This is a genomic window from Thalassotalea sp. 273M-4 (genome assembly GCF_041410465.1).
Lineage (GTDB): Bacteria > Pseudomonadota > Gammaproteobacteria > Enterobacterales > Alteromonadaceae > Thalassotalea_A > Thalassotalea_A aquiviva.
Map to the genome: position 1 here is coordinate 2,063,854 of NZ_CP166961.1, position 18,576 is coordinate 2,082,429.

Annotated in this window: 15 protein-coding genes; 4 read left to right on the forward strand and 11 right to left on the reverse strand. The window is 41.7% G+C overall.

From position 1 onward, the window contains the following. Positions 1-3: 3 nt before the first annotated feature. Both msbA and ACAY00_RS09355 read right to left on the reverse strand, forming a co-directional pair. The gene (msbA, locus tag ACAY00_RS09350) at positions 4-1,749 is read right to left on the reverse strand and encodes a lipid A export permease/ATP-binding protein MsbA (RefSeq protein ID WP_371372762.1); all 1,746 of its coding nucleotides are present in this window, start codon (positions 1,747-1,749) and stop codon (positions 4-6) included. 131 nt (positions 1,750-1,880) lie between these two features. Further along, positions 1,881-4,232 carry a DNA internalization-related competence protein ComEC/Rec2 gene (locus tag ACAY00_RS09355; RefSeq protein ID WP_371372764.1) on the reverse strand — a complete coding sequence of 784 codons (2,352 nt, stop codon included), beginning with the start codon at positions 4,230-4,232 and terminating at the stop codon, positions 1,881-1,883. A gap of 75 nt (positions 4,233-4,307) precedes the next feature. Between ACAY00_RS09355 and ACAY00_RS09360 the strand changes: the two genes are divergently transcribed. Further along, positions 4,308-4,832, forward strand: coding sequence for a DUF2062 domain-containing protein (locus tag ACAY00_RS09360; RefSeq protein WP_371372766.1), 525 nt, complete (start codon positions 4,308-4,310; stop codon positions 4,830-4,832). A gap of 441 nt (positions 4,833-5,273) precedes the next feature. Here the strand turns inward: ACAY00_RS09360 and lolE are convergent, their stop codons facing one another. The 3 genes from lolE to ACAY00_RS09375 are packed head-to-tail and all read right to left on the reverse strand — an operon-like array spanning position 5,274 to position 8,419. Then, complete coding sequence (gene lolE, locus ACAY00_RS09365; RefSeq protein WP_371372768.1) at positions 5,274-6,518, reverse strand: lipoprotein-releasing ABC transporter permease subunit LolE; 1,245 nt, start codon at positions 6,516-6,518, stop codon at positions 5,274-5,276. Then, positions 6,511-7,188, reverse strand: a complete 678-nt coding sequence (gene lolD, locus ACAY00_RS09370) for a lipoprotein-releasing ABC transporter ATP-binding protein LolD (RefSeq protein WP_371372770.1) — start codon at positions 7,186-7,188, stop codon at positions 6,511-6,513. The genes lolE and lolD overlap by 8 nt, the downstream gene beginning before the upstream one ends. Beyond that, positions 7,181-8,419 carry a lipoprotein-releasing ABC transporter permease subunit gene (locus tag ACAY00_RS09375; RefSeq protein ID WP_371372772.1) on the reverse strand — a complete coding sequence of 413 codons (1,239 nt, stop codon included), beginning with the start codon at positions 8,417-8,419 and terminating at the stop codon, positions 7,181-7,183. Before ACAY00_RS09375 ends, lolD begins: the two co-directional genes overlap by 8 nt. Before the next feature lie 315 nt (positions 8,420-8,734). Between ACAY00_RS09375 and mfd the strand changes: the two genes are divergently transcribed. From mfd to ACAY00_RS09390, 3 genes are read left to right on the forward strand one after another with little or no spacing between them, the layout of a single operon-like run. Next, entirely contained in the window at positions 8,735-12,220 is a 3,486-nt protein-coding gene (mfd, locus tag ACAY00_RS09380) for a transcription-repair coupling factor (RefSeq protein ID WP_371372774.1), read from the forward strand. After that, positions 12,221-13,639 carry a CsiV family protein gene (locus ACAY00_RS09385; protein ID WP_371372776.1) on the forward strand — a complete coding sequence of 473 codons (1,419 nt, stop codon included), beginning with the start codon at positions 12,221-12,223 and terminating at the stop codon, positions 13,637-13,639. A 26-nt stretch (positions 13,640-13,665) separates the two neighbouring features. After that, complete coding sequence (locus ACAY00_RS09390) at positions 13,666-13,959, forward strand: DUF1244 domain-containing protein (protein WP_371372778.1); 294 nt, start codon at positions 13,666-13,668, stop codon at positions 13,957-13,959. A gap of 272 nt (positions 13,960-14,231) precedes the next feature. Here the strand turns inward: ACAY00_RS09390 and rsuA are convergent, their stop codons facing one another. The 6 genes from rsuA to ACAY00_RS09420 form a co-directional block, all read right to left on the reverse strand. Continuing rightward, positions 14,232-14,921, reverse strand: coding sequence for a 16S rRNA pseudouridine(516) synthase RsuA (gene rsuA, locus ACAY00_RS09395; RefSeq protein ID WP_371372780.1), 690 nt, complete (start codon positions 14,919-14,921; stop codon positions 14,232-14,234). Between the two features lie 89 nt (positions 14,922-15,010). Then, positions 15,011-15,379 (reverse strand): ribbon-helix-helix domain-containing protein, encoded by a 369-nt coding sequence (locus ACAY00_RS09400; protein ID WP_371372782.1) that lies wholly within the window; start codon positions 15,377-15,379, stop codon positions 15,011-15,013. Beyond that, the gene (locus tag ACAY00_RS09405; protein ID WP_371372784.1) at positions 15,366-16,034 is read right to left on the reverse strand and encodes an AAA family ATPase; all 669 of its coding nucleotides are present in this window, start codon (positions 16,032-16,034) and stop codon (positions 15,366-15,368) included. The genes ACAY00_RS09400 and ACAY00_RS09405 overlap by 14 nt, the downstream gene beginning before the upstream one ends. A gap of 39 nt (positions 16,035-16,073) precedes the next feature. Further along, positions 16,074-16,376: a PilZ domain-containing protein gene (locus ACAY00_RS09410; protein ID WP_371372786.1), complete on the reverse strand. Its 303-nt coding sequence runs from the start codon at positions 16,374-16,376 to the stop codon at positions 16,074-16,076. A 255-nt stretch (positions 16,377-16,631) separates the two neighbouring features. Then, the gene (locus ACAY00_RS09415) at positions 16,632-17,639 is read right to left on the reverse strand and encodes a TolB family protein (RefSeq protein ID WP_371372788.1); all 1,008 of its coding nucleotides are present in this window, start codon (positions 17,637-17,639) and stop codon (positions 16,632-16,634) included. 129 nt (positions 17,640-17,768) lie between these two features. Continuing rightward, positions 17,769-18,557, reverse strand: a complete 789-nt coding sequence (locus tag ACAY00_RS09420; protein WP_371372790.1) for a tRNA-uridine aminocarboxypropyltransferase — start codon at positions 18,555-18,557, stop codon at positions 17,769-17,771. Positions 18,558-18,576 lie beyond the last annotated feature (19 nt).

An 18,576-nucleotide genomic window follows, 5' to 3' on the forward strand; every position in this document is an offset into this window, starting at 1 on the left:
CAGTTATTCGCCAAACTGAAACGCATGCAACTGTGCGTAAGCGCCATTTTTTTCCAGCAATTGCTGATGATTGCCCTGCTCGATTAATTTACCTTGATCCATCACGATAATAGCGTCTGCGTTTTCAATTGTGGATAAACGATGGGCAATCACAATACAGGTTCGGTTTTGTTGTAGCACTTGCAGCGCATCTTGGATATGTCGTTCAGACTCTGTATCAAGGGCACTGGTCGCCTCATCTAAAATCAAAAACGGCGCATCGCATAATAAAGCGCGAGCAATCGCTACGCGTTGGCGCTGACCCCCACTTAAGCTGGCGCCGTTTTCACCAATATTGGTATCAAGACCTTTAGGTAAATTATCTGCAAACTCAAGAACATGGGCCGCCTTTGCAGCTTCAATGATTTGCTCTTTGCTGGCATCGGGACGCCCATAGGCAATATTATTGGCGAGCGTATCGTTAAACAATACGACCTGTTGAGACACGTAAGCAAATTGTTTTCGTAAATCTTTTAATTTGTAGTCATTAATGTTTTTGCCATCAATTAATACACGACCTGAACTGGCCCGATAGAATCGGAGCAATAACGAACTTATCGTCGACTTACCACTACCAGAGCGGCCAACAAGGGCTAGGGTTTTGCCAGGGCTTAAGTCAAAGGAAACCTTAGTTAAGGCTGGACGTTCGCTATTTTGATAATGAAAATCAACATCTTCAAATGCTAAACTGCCCTTAGCTTTGGTTAATGGTAAGTGACCTGTGTCTTGTTCTATGGGCTGGTCAAGCACTTCAAATGCGCTCGCAGCTGCGGCCATACCTCGTTGAAACTCACTGTTGACTGTGGTCAGTAATTTTAACGGTCTTAACATCATGATCATCGACGTTACGACCGTGGTAAAGATACCTGGGGTTAATTGGCTTGCCATTTCTTCAGAGCTTGCGACATAGAGTACAAAAGCGAGGGCAAATGAAGCAATAATTTGAATCACAGGTACTGAAATGGCTTTGGCGGCAACAAGCTTCATTCGTTGTTGACGGTTTTGGTTATTTATTTTGGCAAAGCGTTCAAATTCACGCTCTTGACCACCAAAAGTTATCACCACTTTATGACCATTAAACGTTTGTTCGGTGGCGCTGGTAACGACGCCCATCATTTTTTGAATGTGCTTACTGACCGCGCGAAAACGTTTTGACACCACCACCACTATGACGGCCACAATAGGAATAATCAGGATAAAAATAAGCGACAGTTGCCAGCTGTTATAAAACATCAAGCCTAATAAACCAATAACAAAAGCCCCTTCACGAATCAGGGTAATAATCGCAGTAGAAACGGCTTTGAGCAGTTGTTCCGTATCGTAGGTGATTTTAGAAATCAAATTACCCGTTGACTCGGTATCATGGTAGGACACGGGCATGGCAACAATATGTTCAAACAACTCTTGGCGAAGACGCATAACAACGTGATTTCCCATCCAAGCCAAACAATAAGTCGCAACAAAATGGAAAACACCTCGCAAGGCAAAGGCAACGAGAACGAATATCGGAGCATATTGTAAAATTTTGGGGTTGGCTTGAGTTAATCCCTCATCAATTAGCGGTTGCAATTGAGAGAAAAACAAAGTGTCGATACCCGCATAACCTAACATACCGATTATCGAGGCGACTAATGATAACTTAAGACCATCAGCGTAGGTGTAAAGGCGTTTGAAATTTTGCCATGTTGTGGCTTGAGGTTGTTGTTGCATAGAACTCTCTAGGGTGAAAAACAAACAAATGCCCTTTGTTTGCCAAACAATTTCATCATTTTAACGTTAATTGCCTGATATACCAAATATAATGTTTTTTACCAAATAACAGCCCATAACTTTAGCTAGGTTTATTGCCCGACAACATAGTTCCATGGCCAAAATGGCCAATGCTGGTGCCGATAACTTGAAGCTTGAATACCTGTTTGATTAATCACAAAACGCACTGCCCCATCATGCGCCGTGTTATAAAGCATACTGCCATGCTGTTGATAGCGTTGCCGTACCTGTGCGACAGGCATATGCCAACGGTTCATAAAGCCACTGCTAAACACCACATATTGTGGATTCACGGTGTTAATAAATGACTCTGATGATGACGATTTTGAACCATGATGCGGTGCTATCAATATGTTTGCTCTAGGTAATTTTGCATACACCAGTTGTTGTTCAATTTTCAACGAAATATCACCAGGCAACAACACGGAGTATAAACCATCACTGATTCTTACCGTACATGAGTCGTCGTTGCGTCGGCCTAGGTACACCACGGGTGATAACACTTCAACCTTCAAACCTTGCCAATGAAAGTTATGACCACGCAAACAAGGCTGACCTTTTACAATCTCAGAGATGAAATTAAAACGCAATGAGCGGGTTAATTGCTGTTTTACTAAATAACCCAGCCCCCCTGCATGATCGTTATCTTGATGACTGATAATGGTGTGTTCAAATTGGTTCATAAAACGACTTTTGATAAATGGATGCAACACACTTTCGGCTATATTAAAGCCAGAAGGAAACGCTAAACCGGTATCGTACAACAAAGCTTGGCCGTTTTTTTCAATCACCACAGCAAGACCGTGACCGACATCGAGCACATACACATACCAAGTGTTATTCTGGTGTTGCCAAAATTGAAACGCCAACAAGGTGGCAAAACTGATAACGACTAGACCCACTTGCAACCCAATGAGCTGAATTATCGTGAGCAGTCGACTCATATACAGCAACAACCCAAATGGGATAGTCACAGTAAGCAATAAAATAGTGCGATTATACTCAAGATAAAGTGGTTCAATGTCACTGACAAATTCAATTATTTGCCAGTTTATCTGTAAACAAAAATCCACCAACAAAAAGAGTAGCGAACTTAATGCCCCCATATTGATGCTTAATAACGTTGCCACTAGCGTTAATGGGATCACCGTTACGCTCATCAAAGGCACCACAATAATATTTACCAAAAAGCTACCTAAGACTAAGTGTTGATGCCAAATCACGGTAAATGGTAAAAGAAAACAGCTGAGCCCGGCTTGAATCAACAACAGTGAGCGACAGTAACGCCCCCACCTTGAGCCGGTCTGTAGGGTGATTCGAAAACGCCAGACTATAAAAAAAATGGTTAGCACCGCACCTAATGACCAATAGAGTCCGGTATCAAGTAACATCAGCGGGTTAATTAACACCAGAACAAAGAGTACCAACAGCACCCAGAGTGAAAGCGTTACTTTCCCTTGAGCCAATCGTATAGCCCAATAACATAACAGCATCACTAAGGCTCTGAGGGTGGGGGTAGAAAAACCAGCCATTTGGCTGTACGCAGTAGCAGATAACAAAGATAGGACTATAGGCAAATAGTAAAGATAGCGATTGAATATCGCCGATGTTGGCAATATTTTAATCAATAATTTAGTCGTAACCAAAAAGAGACTGGCAATAATGGCAAGATGCAAGCCTGAAATCGCCATCAGGTGCACCGTACCGGTTTGCCTTAACGCTTGCCATTGCTGCGAGCTGATTGACGATTTCTCTCCCAAGGCCAAGGCCAGGATTAACCCCTTGTGCTCACTCTTTATTTGCTCATAAATATGATCATAAAATTGTTGCCTAACACTTGGATTATTTAGGTCTGATAGCTCTGGTCGCCAGTTTTTTACATACCCTGTTGCCACCAATTCCTTAGCAAGCAACCAGTTTTTATAAGCAAATCCACCTGGGTTGGCAAAGCCATGCGCTATTTTTAACTTTGTTTGTAGCGTTAATACACTGCCTTGTTTTAAGTTGTTCGGTGGGTTCTTCCAGCTTAAACGCAGGTGAAATGGCTTAACTAGCGTCTGCTGTTGCAGTTGAGTAACCTTAAAGTTAAAACGCGCAGTATGCTCACAAGGGATTTGGCAAGGCGTTGCAGGGATCAACGAGGTAATGGTTCCTTGTAACCATATTGGCTGTTGTTGAAGCTCTAAAACAGAAATTTCATTGATCTGGGCCCAGTTAATATCATTCTGCCCATTGATTAACACCCAACAAGCCCCTAGAATAAAGCCCCCTGTTGTATAACGCCTAGTAAATATGTGTAGCCACACAGAGGACATCAACATAATAGCGATATATATAAATGTCGGTATTGTTGGTAAGAACAGAGACAAAAATGCCCCAAGCAGAAATCCGACAAACCACCGTTCCATAGTGTTTGGTTCCATTTCAAAAAGGTATTTTTTAACGTTACCGATATCACCGTTCGGTATGAAAAAAGTTTAGAGTAATTAGATCACGCTATGCCCAAGAAGCTCATCAAACGTTGGTTACCTGACCACCACAGTATTAAAAACAATAAGAACCTACAAATTTTTGGTGATGTTTTGCATAATCCGAATCTGTGGCATTTAAACCGACGTTCTGCTGCTAAAGCATTTGCGATTGGTCTATTCACCGCGTTTTTACCGGTACCGTTTCAAATGATAATCGCTGCTGCGTTGGCCATTTGGTTTAGCGCTAACTTACCGCTATCAATCGCTTTGGTTTGGGTTAGTAACCCTATTACCATTCCACCATTGTTTTACGGTTGCTATAAGCTTGGCACAGTTTTGTTAAATGTGCCCGAGCAAGCGTTTGCCTTCGAGCTTTCATGGCAAGGATTAATGAGCACCTTATCCTCGGTCGGTGCGCCATTTTTACTTGGCAGTTTGGTCGCGGGGATGTTTTTCTCGGCGCTTGGCTATGTAAGCATCAATTATCTATGGCGATATAAGGTCGGAAGCGACTGGAAAAGTCGCAAAAAGCGTCGTTTTAAGTCGTCTTAACCTCACCTCTTATTAACAAAAATTAGCCCGTTGCCCTTAATCAACGTGGTGTTGCTGTGAATGAATATTCACCCGAGACTTAGAACAAGCTCAAGATCGAAGCTCAACATCGGCCTGGCTGTCGATAGGCCAAACTGCTTGCGTTCGCTAAATGGGCTATGGCGCCAAAGTGTTTACATAGAACCTAAAGAGGACGAAACCTAAAGACGGCTAAACCTAAAAAAAGCGAAGCTTGCGTTCGCTTTATTAATGCTTTGCTATGCCCCCATTTATCAGCCCCTGCTGTCAGGGCTATCAACGGGCTAATTAACTGATTCCTTTCGATGTTTTATTTGAGCAAGGACTTAAATATACCCAAGTAAGTCCGCACTAAAAAATCCAGCTGAGTATAGCTACTTGTGCAAACCCAAGTGAATAAGTCGGTAAAACGAAATCGAGAAATTAGCCTTGTCCTAAAACCTTAGCAGGGTCTATCTTACTGGCACGCCAAGCTGGATATAAAGTGGCGAGTAAACTTAATATCAATGCGGCAACGATGGTCACAATCACATCGGGCCATTGTAATTGAGTCGGTAAAAAATCAATAAAATAAATATCAGATGATAAAAACGTTATCCCCAGAGTCGATTCAATGGCTAAGGCGATACCGGTTAAATTTAAAGACAAGTACACCCCAAAAACGCCACCAAAGAAGCAACCAAGTAGTCCGTTTACGGTGCCCTGATAAACAAATGTTAGCATCAGAGTTGTTGGCGACGCCCCCATGGTTTTTAGTATCGCAATATCACTTTTTTTGTCATTCACCGCCATAAACAAGCTCGACACGATATTAAAACTGGCGACAGCTATGACCAATAGCATAACCACAAACATCACTGTACGAACCAATTGAATGTCATTAAAAACGTGACCTTGGCTTCGAGTCCAATCATTCATAAAGACATAATCTGACAGCCTTTGACCTATTTCTCGCACAATAACAGGGGCTTTAAATTCGTCATCCACTTTGATTCGAATACCATGGACAGCATTACCAAGTTGCAACATCTCAGCGCCAATATTCAACGGCATATACGCCAAGCTTTCATCAATGGCACCGCCAAAGTTAAAAATCCCAACAATGGTCATGTTTTTCTTTAAAGGGGCGGCAAACCGACCTTGATTTTCGGCATTGGCCCGCGGGTAAAGCAATTGCACTTTATCCCCTAACTTAAGGTTTAACTTCCTCGCCACTCCTGAGCCAATAACAAGGCTATAGCCAGATAATTGTTGCCACTGTCCATGTTCAATAAACGCCTCGATATCGGAGACTTTCGCCTCAAGTTCAACATCCACGGCGCGCACTTCCAAGCCTTTAATGTCATTCCCTTTTTGTAAAAAACCATTTATTTTTATCACTGGGGCAGAAGCCAACACGTTTGGGTGTTGTTCTATGCTAGGAAGCTTTTTTTGCCATTGTTCTATCGGTTCAGATACCGCAATAAATTCACCGTGGGGGACAATCGATAACAAGCGTTTGGCTAATTCTCGTTCAAAGCCGTTCATCGCTGACAAGACCAAAATAAGCACCATCACCCCGAGCGCAATACCTACGGTTGATGAGGCAGAAATAAAAGAAGAGAAGCCTTTACCATGCCTTGAACGAACATACCTTAGGCCCAAAAATACACTTAAAGGTCTAAACATTTACCAGCTTTCCATGATCAAGTTTTAACTGTCGATCCATACGCTCCGCTAATACCAAGTCATGGGTTACCACCACAAAAGACGTGCCTGAAGAGCGGTTCAAATCTTTAATCAACTGAAAAATTTGTTCAGCTGTGTCCGCATCCAAGTTTCCTGTTGGCTCATCGGCTAGGATTAACGACGGTTTGGTGACTAATGCTCTTGCTATCGCCACTCGTTGACGCTCGCCACCAGAAAGCTCACTCGGGCGATGATGCATACGATGACCTAAGCCCACTTTTGTCAAAATTTCACGGGCTTGGGCCAATGCCACTTTAGGCTTTTCATTACGGATAAGAAGCGGCATCGCAACATTTTCCTCTGCACTAAACTCCATCATCAAATGATGAAACTGATAAATAAACCCTAGGTGTTTATTTCTAAAGCTCGCTCTTTGCGCATCGCTAAGTTGGTAAATATTCACATCATCAATAAAGACTTGGCCACTGGTTGGATTATCTAATGCCCCAGCTAAATGTAAAAAAGTACTTTTACCTGAGCCGGAACTCCCCACCACAGCCACCAATTCGCCAGCATTAACGGTTAAATCTAACCCCTTTAAAACCTGAGTTTTTTGTGGTCCTTGTTGATATTCTTTCACCAATTGTTGGCAAACTAAAACTTTATTCATGGCGTAAAACCTCAGCCGGTTGTGTTTTATAGGCGCGATAGGCGGGATAAAGGGTGGCAATAAAACTCATTAATAAAGCCAATGCGACAATCACTAACACTTGTTGATAACGTAATTCGATGGGCAAGGTTTGCATGGCAAAGCCATTGCCCATAACATTCATCCCAAAGAGCGACAGCACAGCGTTGATATTTAAGGCAAAGACAACGCCAACAACCGCGCCAATAAGGGTGCCCCAAAGACCGTTCACCATACCTTGAGTGATAAAAATTTGTAGGATTTGTTTGGGTTTCATGCCAAGGGTTTGCAATATACCAATCTCACCTTGTTTGTCGATCACCACCATCACCAGTGATGACACAATATTAAAGGCCGCGACCGCAACAATTAAACTTAGCATTAACCACATCATGTTTTTTTCTATTTGCACGGCTTGAAATAACTGCCCTTGAGACTTACTCCAAGTACTGTAGGTTAAATCTGCAAACTCGGTTTTTTGCGCTAAATTTGCCACGGTTTTAGAGGCCATAAAAGCATCATCAAGATACAGCCGTATTTTATCAACCCCATCTCCTTTTAAGCGCAACAATTTGGCGGCATCTTGACCATGCACAAGCACCATTTGCTCGTCTACTTGCGATCCCACTTGAAAGGCGCCAATTAAAGTAAAGGTACGTTGTACAGGCACCCGCCCCATTGGGGTAAAAATCGTTTTGGTTGGAAGCACAATACGCACTTTATCGCCAATTCGAAGGCCAAGATCATGGGCTAAACCAACGCCCATTATGATCTGATACTCGCCCGCTTTTAATTCGTTTAGGCTACCTACTTGCATATTATTGGCTATCGAAGATATATCCGGTTCAAATTCGGGAAATATACCTTGTAACAACACCCCTCGTAATTGCGAGGCTGATTGCAATAAAGATTCACTTTCAATGTAAGGCGTCGCGGCAATAACATGTTCTTGCTCGCTTAGTTGTTGACTAAGCTGTTGCCAGGACGTTAATTGTTGATCTTTTGACTCAACCACAACGTGCGGCACTAGACCTAAAATGCGTTGTTTTAATTGTCCTTCAAAGCCATTCATCACCGAAACAACGGTGATCAGAGAAGCGACCCCAAGCAAGATACCTGCAATAGAAAAAAAGGTGATAAAAGAAACAAAACCTGCTCGATTTTGACTACGACTGTAACGAAGGCCTATAAACAGGCTAACCGGTTGAAACATTGAGTGTAATATTTATTATAAAAATTCAATCCATGATAAAAGCTTGCCCGTTCAGATACAAGGATAAATATACATAGTTGATGGTTAAAAACGAATGAATAAACACGTAATCACGCAGCCTACTGCTCAATAAAATAGCACTTCCTTGACGCGTTCATGGCGTTTACAGCGAGGAAAAACAAAGAAATTATGCTTTTTTCATCTAAAGTTACCTTTTTTTACTTTAAATGCCTTAAAATAAATCTTTTAGTGCCCTAAAATCGGCAATCATAACAAATTAAGATTAAGTAGCATTTCAGGAACAAGTCAATTTAGATGAATCAATTCAGTCAGATATTTTCCCCGACACTTGCCAAAAGTAGTTTAGACGCAAAGCATAAAGATAAAAAGCAATGGTGTAATTTAGCCGGTAGCAGTACCTCATTGGCAATATATCATGGTGCTCTTAATGCGAGTGGCCTAACCTTGCTTATTGCTAAAGATACCGCAAGTGCGTTGCATTTAAATGACGAATTGCTTTCAATAAATGATCAGAACTTAGCTATTTTGCTGTTTCCTGACTGGGAGACCTTGCCTTACGACAGCTTCTCTCCACATCAAGACATCATTTCTGAGCGTTTAACCACCTTGTATAAGCTGTCAAAAATGGATAAGGGCATCGTTATTGTCCCTGCCCATACGTTGGCTCATCGGCTCGCACCTAAACAATATCTTGATAGCAACAGTTTGCTGCTTAAAAACACGGATCGTAAAGAAATCCATCAAGTTCGCCAAGAATTGGAAGCCAGTGGCTATCGAGCGGTATCACAAGTCATGGAGCACGGTGAATTTTGTGCCAGGGGTTCTTTATTAGACTTGTTTCCAATGGGCTCAAAAGTACCGTTTCGTGTCGACTTTTTTGATGATGAAATCGAAAGTATCCGCACCTTCGATGTCGACACTCAGTTAACCGAAGAAATCGTTGATAAAATTGAATTATTGCCGGCGCATGAATTTCCAACCGATCAAGATGCTATCAGTTTGTTTCGTGCTCAATATCGTGAGCTATTAAAAGCCAGTAACGATAAATCTTCGGTTTACTATCAGGTATCTCAAGGTGTAATGCCAGCGGGTATTGAATATTATTTACCTTTGTTTTTTGCGCAAACCGAAACTTTATTTGATTATTTACCGGCGCAAACTCAAACCTTTATTGTCGATGATATTGAACAACCATTAAAACAATTTTGGCAAGACATTCAGTACCGTTATGAAGATCGACGTTACGATCCACTGCGTCCACTTTTAGAGCCTGACAGACTCTTTTTATCGATAGAAAACGTATACAGTCATTTAAAAACGCTTGATCGCGTAAACATTACTCCTAACAGCTTAGCAACAAAAAATACCGACCTAAGCTTTGACACCAAGGCCTTGCCCGATGTTAGTGTAAACCATCAACTCAAAAAACCCCTGAGTAAGATTTGCCATTTTATTAACGAGTTTAATGGCAAAATTGTGTTTATCACCGAAAGCGAAGGCCGACGTGAAGCGTTATTAGAATTATTGGCCAAGGAACAAATAGCCCCTGTGGTGGTAAGTCATTTAAGTGAATTTTTAAATTCCTCAATGCCGATTACCATTACGGTCAATGCGCTGAGTCATGGATTTATTTTAGGTGAGCAAAACGGTTTTAGCGCTGAACAATTAGCCTTTGTTTGCGAAGACGATTTATTTACCGACCAGGTGAAGCAACGTCGCCGTCGTCAGAAAAATGACGAAACCAACACCGAAGCGATTTTTAAAAACCTATCCGAACTCAGTATCGGACAACCTGTGGTTCATATTGAGCATGGTATCGGTCGTTATCAAGGGTTACAAACGCTAGAAAATGGTGGCATCAGCACCGAGTTTTTGACTCTTAGTTATGCCAATGATGCTAAATTATATGTACCGGTCACCTCATTACACTTAATTTCACGTTACTCTGGTAGCGACAGCGAATCGACCCCACTGCACCGCTTGGGCAACGATGCTTGGGCTAAAGCGAAGCAAAAAGCAGCCGAAAAAGTAAAAGATGTGGCTGCACAACTGCTTGATATCTATGCCAAACGCCAAAACTCAAAAGGCTATGCTTTCAAACGAGATAAAGATGAATATCAACGTTTTGCGCAAAGCTTTGGTTTTGAAGAAACGGATGACCAAAAAAATGCCATTACCCAAGTGATTGCGGATATGCTCGACAGCAGTTCGATGGATCGTTTGGTTTGTGGTGATGTTGGCTTTGGTAAAACGGAAGTGGCGATGCGCGCCGCATTTATCGCCGCCCATGATAGCAAACAAGTGGTGATCCTAGTCCCTACAACCTTGTTGGCTCAACAACACTATGAAACTTTTAGAGACCGCTTTGCCAATTGGCCTGTAAATATTGAAGTCCTTTCTCGATTTAAAACCCCAAAACAACAAAAAGACATCATTGAGAAAGTCGGTCGCGGTGATATTGATATTCTTATTGGTACTCATAGGTTGCTAAATGACAACATTAAATACCATGATTTAGGTTTGTTGATTGTGGATGAAGAGCATCGATTTGGGGTAAAACAAAAAGAGAAAATCAAACGCTTAAGAGCCAATGTTGATATTTTAACCCTAACCGCAACCCCAATCCCAAGGACCCTTAATATGGCCATGGGTGGGATGCGTGACTTATCCATAATTGCAACCCCGCCAGCGAAAAGACTGGCGGTAAAAACCTTTGTTAGAGAGCGCGAAAACGGTTTAATTCGAGAAAGCATTTTACGTGAAATTTTACGTGGTGGTCAGGTCTACTTCTTACATAATAATGTTCAAACCATTGAAAAAACAGCAATAGAGCTGCAAGAATTGGTTCCTGAAGCTAAAATTGTTATTGCGCACGGGCAAATGCCTGAGCGGGATTTAGAACGTATTATGAGCGACTTTTACCATCAACGTTTTAACGTTTTACTGTGCACCACCATTATTGAAACCGGTATTGATGTGCCAACGGCCAATACCATTATTATGGACAGAGCCGATCACCTTGGCTTGGCTCAGCTACACCAGCTTAGGGGCCGAGTTGGACGCTCGCATCATCAGGCGTATGCGTATTTATTAACCCCCCATCCAAAACGGATGACTAAAGATGCAATCAAACGACTTGATGCTATTTCTCAATTAGAAGATTTAGGCGCAGGCTTTGCGCTTGCCACCCATGACTTAGAAATTCGAGGGGCTGGTGAGCTCTTAGGAGAAGATCAATCGGGGCAAATGGCCAGTGTCGGTTTTAGTTTGTATATGGAAATGCTGGATCAGGCGGTATCCGCGTTAAAAGAAGGCAAACAGCCATCGCTAGAGGATTTAAACCGCAAGCAAACTGAAATCGAACTGCAAATTCCCGCTTTATTACCACAAGATTATATATTTGACGTTAGTATTCGCTTATCCTTTTATAAACGCATCGCCAGTTGCCAATCGAATAATCAACTGGACGAGCTTCAGGTAGAGCTAATTAACCGTTTTGGTTTATTACCCGATGCAACCAAAAATATGTTTCATTTAGCCAAATTAAAACTAAAGGCTGACAAACTCGGAATTGCCAGAGTCGATGCAAATGCTAAAGGCGGTTCTTTTGAATTTAGACAAGAAACAAAAATCAACCCTGTGCTGATAATAGGCTTGATTCAAGCACAGCCATCAGTATATAAATTAGATGGAGCCAATAAACTGAAATTTGCTATCCCAACAGATTCCAGTCAAGAAAGACTTAATTTAATAACCAAGATGATTGAGGATCTGAGTTAAATGTCGAACTGCGCCTTTTTTAACCTTGCCAACAACCCAACTTGTGAGCGAAAAACTGCAATGACTCAAACCTTTGCCAAAAAATTTGTTAGCTTAGCTTCTGCTAGCGTATTGCTCAGCAGCAGTCTATTATCAGCGCAAGCACTCGCAGCCAACAGCGACGATGCTCGTTGGTTTGAGATTGAAGTCATTTTAATCCAACAACTTGGCGATCAATCCCGCTCTGATGAGCATTTTGCCATTGAGCAAGCGCTAAAAATGAAAGATACCCAGGCCGTCAATCTTATTCATGGGCAAATGCAGAAAACGCGTGATTCTCGTTATTTGTTGGGCGCATGTATGAAAGATGATGACCCGTTAACCATTAAGCTAGATAAACCATTACATTGGCAACAAATCATTAAAATGTTGCCGGTAGATAATGTCGATGAGACGGCAACAACACCGTCAAATCAACCCGTAAATCAACAACAAGACTTACACTTTAGTACTGATGATGCGCAAGCTTTTGCTTATTCCAGCCAAAACATTATGAATGTGAGTTATGAGGTTGAGAGTGACAACCATCTGATAGACGTTCAACCACAGGGGGCTGTGTTACAACAACCTGCACTGTCTGTACTGCCATCTTTAGTACCCGACAACTTACTCGGCCAAGAAAGCCAAGCGGAGTCACTTCCGTTGGGCCTTGATTGCTATAAAAACGATCTAGAAGAGGTGTTAATGCCTCTAGATGAGGTATATTCAGAGATCCCAACGACGATCTCGGGCAGCGAAGATTTACACGCTCAACAGCCTTATTTACTAAGTCGTAGTAGCTTTCAACTAAGACATATTTTTAATTCTCTTAAGCGCTCGGCCGAATTTAGACCCTTGCTACACATGGCTTGGCGTCAACCCGTATACAGCCAGAGATGGGCCAAACCCGTTAAGCTGATGGCAGGACCTAAGGTATCTAACATCAGCACAATAGAGTCAAGCCTTGCGCAAAACAATGCGAGTGATCTCACAACAGCAACGAAGCAACCACAAACAAACGAACTTGAGCTGCATATAAATCAAATTATTGAACAAGTGCAAGCACAAAAATTCACCCCAGAAAAACTGGTTAATGAGTTAAAAGACAATAAGTTAACGCCCGTTAAAAGCCACTTTCAAGAACGTAATAGTGAACAACAAAATGATTTGCAAACATGGATGGTAGAGGGCTTATTTAAAGTACATTTAAATCACTACCTATTTATTGACAGCGAATTAAATTTTCACTTACCAAACCCTAATGCCACCCCTGGTGAGCCAAGTGGTCTGCTCATCCCATTTAATCAAAACAGGCGTGTGATCAGTAACGAAATTCATTACTTTGATCACCCTTATGTGGGCTTAATTGTACAAATTAGACGTCATCAACGACCCGATTAATACAACAACATAAGCAAGGAAACACGATGAATATTGAAAAACAAACTGAGATTGAAGCGGCGGTATTTCGTCGACTGTTAAATCATCTTGATAATCGAAAAGATGTGCAAAATATTGATTTAATGATTTTAGCGGGCTTTTGCCGAAATTGTTTTTCAAAGTGGATGGTAGAAGAAGGCGAGAAACTTGGGGTTAAGGTCGATCTTGATGCAAGTCGTGAGCATATTTATAAAATGCCTTATCAGCAATGGAAAGATGAGCATCAACTACCAGCAACTGACGAACAATTAGCTAAATTTAATGGCCTTGAAAAAAAATAATTCACGGTTTTATTCATTCACAAACCGGTTTTACGGTTGAAAACCACAGACCACATATGTCTACCTCATTGGCAGCCCTTATTTATGTCGGGCTGCCTACAACCTGTCAAGTTAAACTCCCATCTAGGCTAATAAGCTTGTCAAATGGATTTTGTTCGGCTTTTGAGCACTAACGTTAAGGTTTTAATTCCTGTGCGCCAAACTCCTGTGCAGCAACTTGCAGTGTTTCTAACAACACCATAAGGCTTAGCAGTCATTAACCGGCACCGCGATTAGATACTATTTACTTCTTCATCTGTTAAGTAGCGCCATTGACCTGGAGCAAGTTCAGGGTCTAGTTCAATGTTGCCTATTTTTTCTCGATGCAAAGCCACCACTTTATTGCCAATGGCGGCAAACATGCGTTTAACTTGATGATATTTACCTTCGCTGATGGTCAACAGCACTTCGTGTTCGGCTAAAACCTCAAGTTTTGCTGGACGAGTCAACTTATCTTCATTTTGTAACTGCACACCGTGCGCAAATAAAGCACCGGCATCGTCTCGAATAGGCTTTGATAATTCGACCCGATAACGCTTTTGGCAAGCCTTTTTCGGCGAGGTTATATTGTGTGACCATTGGCCATCATCAGTTACCAAAACCAAACCGGTTGTATCGACATCTAATCGACCTGCAATGTGTAAATCAAACGCTCGGTCAACATCCAAAAGATGCAGCGCCGAAGGATATAATTCATCCGCATTTGAGCAGATGAAATCCACAGGTTTGTGCAACATAATATAGCGCGCAGCCTGAAAAGACAGTGGCTGTTGATCAAGTTCCACCAGTGTTTCTTGGTAAACTTGGTGGCCAGGATCTTTAACCACTTCACCATTAACGGTAACACGGCCTTGTTTTAACGCTTTTTTAGCGTCACTGCGAGAATACTCGGTGCAACGACATAGGTATTTATCTAAACGCATAGATGGAATAACAACAATGGAAAATGGGCTTAGATTTTACCACGGGCGGGCTGTTTAAGGGAACCGCATTTAGTGCAAGCGCAGCAGCTTTATTCAACCATAGAACGTTGTAGCATGGTCAGGTTATCTTGGCCTTTGCAGGACGTGATGAGAATTCTGATGAGCCGAGATTTGGCTATATTGGTTTGTTCAGATAACTCATTCAAATGAGCGATGATTTCTTCCGTGAGGGTGAAAGTGCAATGACGAAAGTTTGGCTCCTTCATTGGTTTAACATCGATATGTTCAATGTCTAAGGCAAGCTGATGAAATAAAGGCGGCAAAGCTTTCTCGTTTTTCTTACGTAATAATTTGCCTTCACCCTTGGCGTAATTAAGCGCATCTAAAATAAAATCGTCGACCGTAAAAGGCCTCTGCTCCGCGTCTTTATACTGTCTTTTTAAATCAGCTAAACTCATAGCTAACCACCTGCTCTATCGCCATCATTTCATTGGCAATCGCTCGAATTTCATCTGCAGCCTTACCATCTGGTTCCTCCTCTAAAACAGATGAACCACGCTCTTCACTGTCATCATAGATATTGCGTGAATAGGTGATCGAGTCAAGAACATTGATCCCATAAGACGCACATACGTCTTTCGCTTCAAGAATCCGAGGGGCTTGATTGGGTAATGAGGGACATTGAGTGATAACAAACGAGGCTGCCATTTTAGGATTAACCATTTTGCAGGTGCTGAGCATATCTTCCATATGTGGTGCCGTCTTAAAGTCACGACGTTTAGGACGCAATGGCACCAAAACATGATCGGCAACGGACATCGCTGAACGCAAGGCCAAATTATCTTGACCACCACAATCGACAATCACATAGTCATAATGCTGACTTAAGCTCAGAAGATCATTGCGAATTTTACCATAGAGCTGAATGCAGTTAATACTGGTTAACTTGGTGTTAGTATTTCGAGCATGGATCCAATCAGATGTCGTACGTTGCGGATCGCAATCCGCTAATAACACGCTCGATTGTTGTTCCACAGTAAAAAATACAGCCAGATTTTGAGCAAGACAACTTTTTCCGCTCCCCCCTTTTTCACCACCAACTAAAATAATCATTGTATGTCCTTATTTTGCTCTTGGCTCTGGTAAAGATAACTAAAGTATTTCAAAACCAATTGAAAATTTGCCATCCACGTTTTCCAAACATCGCACTACTTTTGCGTTAATGTCTTTACTATTTGGGTGATTGGTTTGGAATCTTATCGATACTGGCGTGTCGACTTCAATCGCAAAGTCGTGTTCAATTTTTAAGCCTTTGCGCGAAAAATCAATGCATTGACATTCAAGCTGATGCGCTTGGCCTTCGCTGTCTCGCCAAAACATTTCGACGGTTTCATTTTCCATATCGATGCGAAAATGCTTACGGCGCTCCAATATTTCATGGTAAGTGGGGTTCATTTGTTATTCCTATTATTGTCAACCTAGTTTCAATATAGCAGTGAAAAATTAGGTTTATCAAGTAACTAGAGAAATTTATAAACCCATCTTGGCACCGAGCAACACCGACGAAAGGAAGCTGATCATACTGACATTAGCGTAGCCAAGAGGTATAGCTGAAACCACAATAAAAAAGCCAAGCCTTGAGATAGTAAAATGGCTTGGCTTTGAATTTTGTTTTAAAAGGTTTCAGACCATGCTGTGACGCTCTTTTACCTAGCCTTTGTCAGCTGTGTTACAGACGAAAGCGAGATATTGGCTATTGTTAGACATAACCAAACGAGTGATGTCCCCTAAACAGTGGGCAGAAAAGTCATGCCATAGGGTCCAATTTGCCGTCGACTTTGGCTCAGCCTTCATGATTTTAGCTTGCTTAGCAGATAATACATCGCCGTCATTATGCCAAGCGTAATACATGTTGTTATTTGGTAAAGTAACGGAAGAAATACTCTCTTGGTTTTCGGGGTGGTAAATGTTTACCTGCCAGTTTTCACCTATCGCTTTGGTGTAACTAAATAGTGGTTGATTTGGCAACTTGCGTAGGGTTCGACCAATATTCGTATCAACGATTTGTCGCGTACCGTCTTTAATATCTACGCGCTCTAAGGTCATAGGTTGGCCTAATATGAACAACAGTAATTCGGCTTGATTTAGCCAAACATGATAACCAACGTCATAAACCTCTGGTAGTAATGACACTTTGCGGTTTAACGCTTTTGCTGCGCTGACCTGCTCTAACGGGTATTGCCATAATAATTGACGCCCATCATCACCAACTCGAATAACTGAGAAATGATTCTTATCTGGTGTCACTGTTGGTGAATATTCACTGGCTGTCGATTGCGATAAGTTAACTAAAGAGCCGGTTGCTAGGTCTAAACGCATACTGTCGGTCTGACTGGTCTGTTTGCCATCAACACTTTGCTCGGTGAACATAGAGGTAAATAATAACGATTTTGAATCTGGGCTAAAGTGTGGTTGATTGTCATAACCTAAACGTTGACTGATGTTGCTGACATCGATCACTTGGTCACTTTTTAAGGTTACCAAGAATACTTCATCTTCAGCTTGTATCGACACACTAGCTGCCAAATAGACCCAAGTCGTTAACGCCAATAATCGCGCTCGCCGGCCCCAATGATTAAAATTTGGTGACCAAATGACACGGCGCCTTAAAGTAAAGTGACCCGCTAAAGAAGAAAAAAAAGAAGTTACTTGCAACATCAACACACCTATTTATTACTTTTTTTATTAACCACCAACTGTCTCTGATCAGTGAAAATAATGCAAGGTATTTTAACCAACTCTGAAACTTTAACATTCCTTACAGGGTTATCTAGCTATTTGATTTTATTATAAATTATTTTTCTTTAGAAAGTTAAGATAGTTATTGATTGCATCTGGGTTGCCTTTATTGACCTGCATAACCCCTTCTTGGTAACGATAGGCAAATACTTCAAACCACAAATCAAGATGTTGGGCTGCGGTTTTTTCTTCACAAAGAGCTAACACTTTGGCGGCAACTTCCGCCGTCGCAAACTGCCCTTCTTTAGGCGCTTTTCGAACCTGATATTTTGAATCAAAGTTTTGATGTTTTAACTGTTGCTGAACATCACAATCGACGGCAACAGAGTCGTTGGCAAGTACAGATGATGGAATCGACAACATAGGCAAATCCAATAAATACGGACTTTTTCGCAGTATTTTCTTAGCTTGGCGCCACGTTGAATCAATTAAAATAAACAAGGGCTTTTTACCATCGACAGGCTCAGGTTTTTGTTCAATAACCGTTTGATGTTCACCCGCATAGTCTTTAGGAAACACCAGATACGGCTGATACTTTTCACTTTCAAGCAAAGCCTTTAAGGTTGGCTCCATATCCGTGCGTTGCCATATACATGCATGCGTGTCGGGGATAACATCAGCAATCAAACGCCCAGTATTACTTGGCTTTAGAACTTCGTTATCATACATCAAAAGCAAAAACGCGCTATTGCACGGGCTTTGACGGACCATGTCACAAATACAATAATCCCTTGCCACACGACAGGTATCACAGCGTTTAACTTTCCAGCCGCGACCTTTAAACTCACGGGTGCTTAAACTTTTTCGATAAAGGTATAATTGATGAACTGCATGCATAAATTAGAGTCTCAAAGCG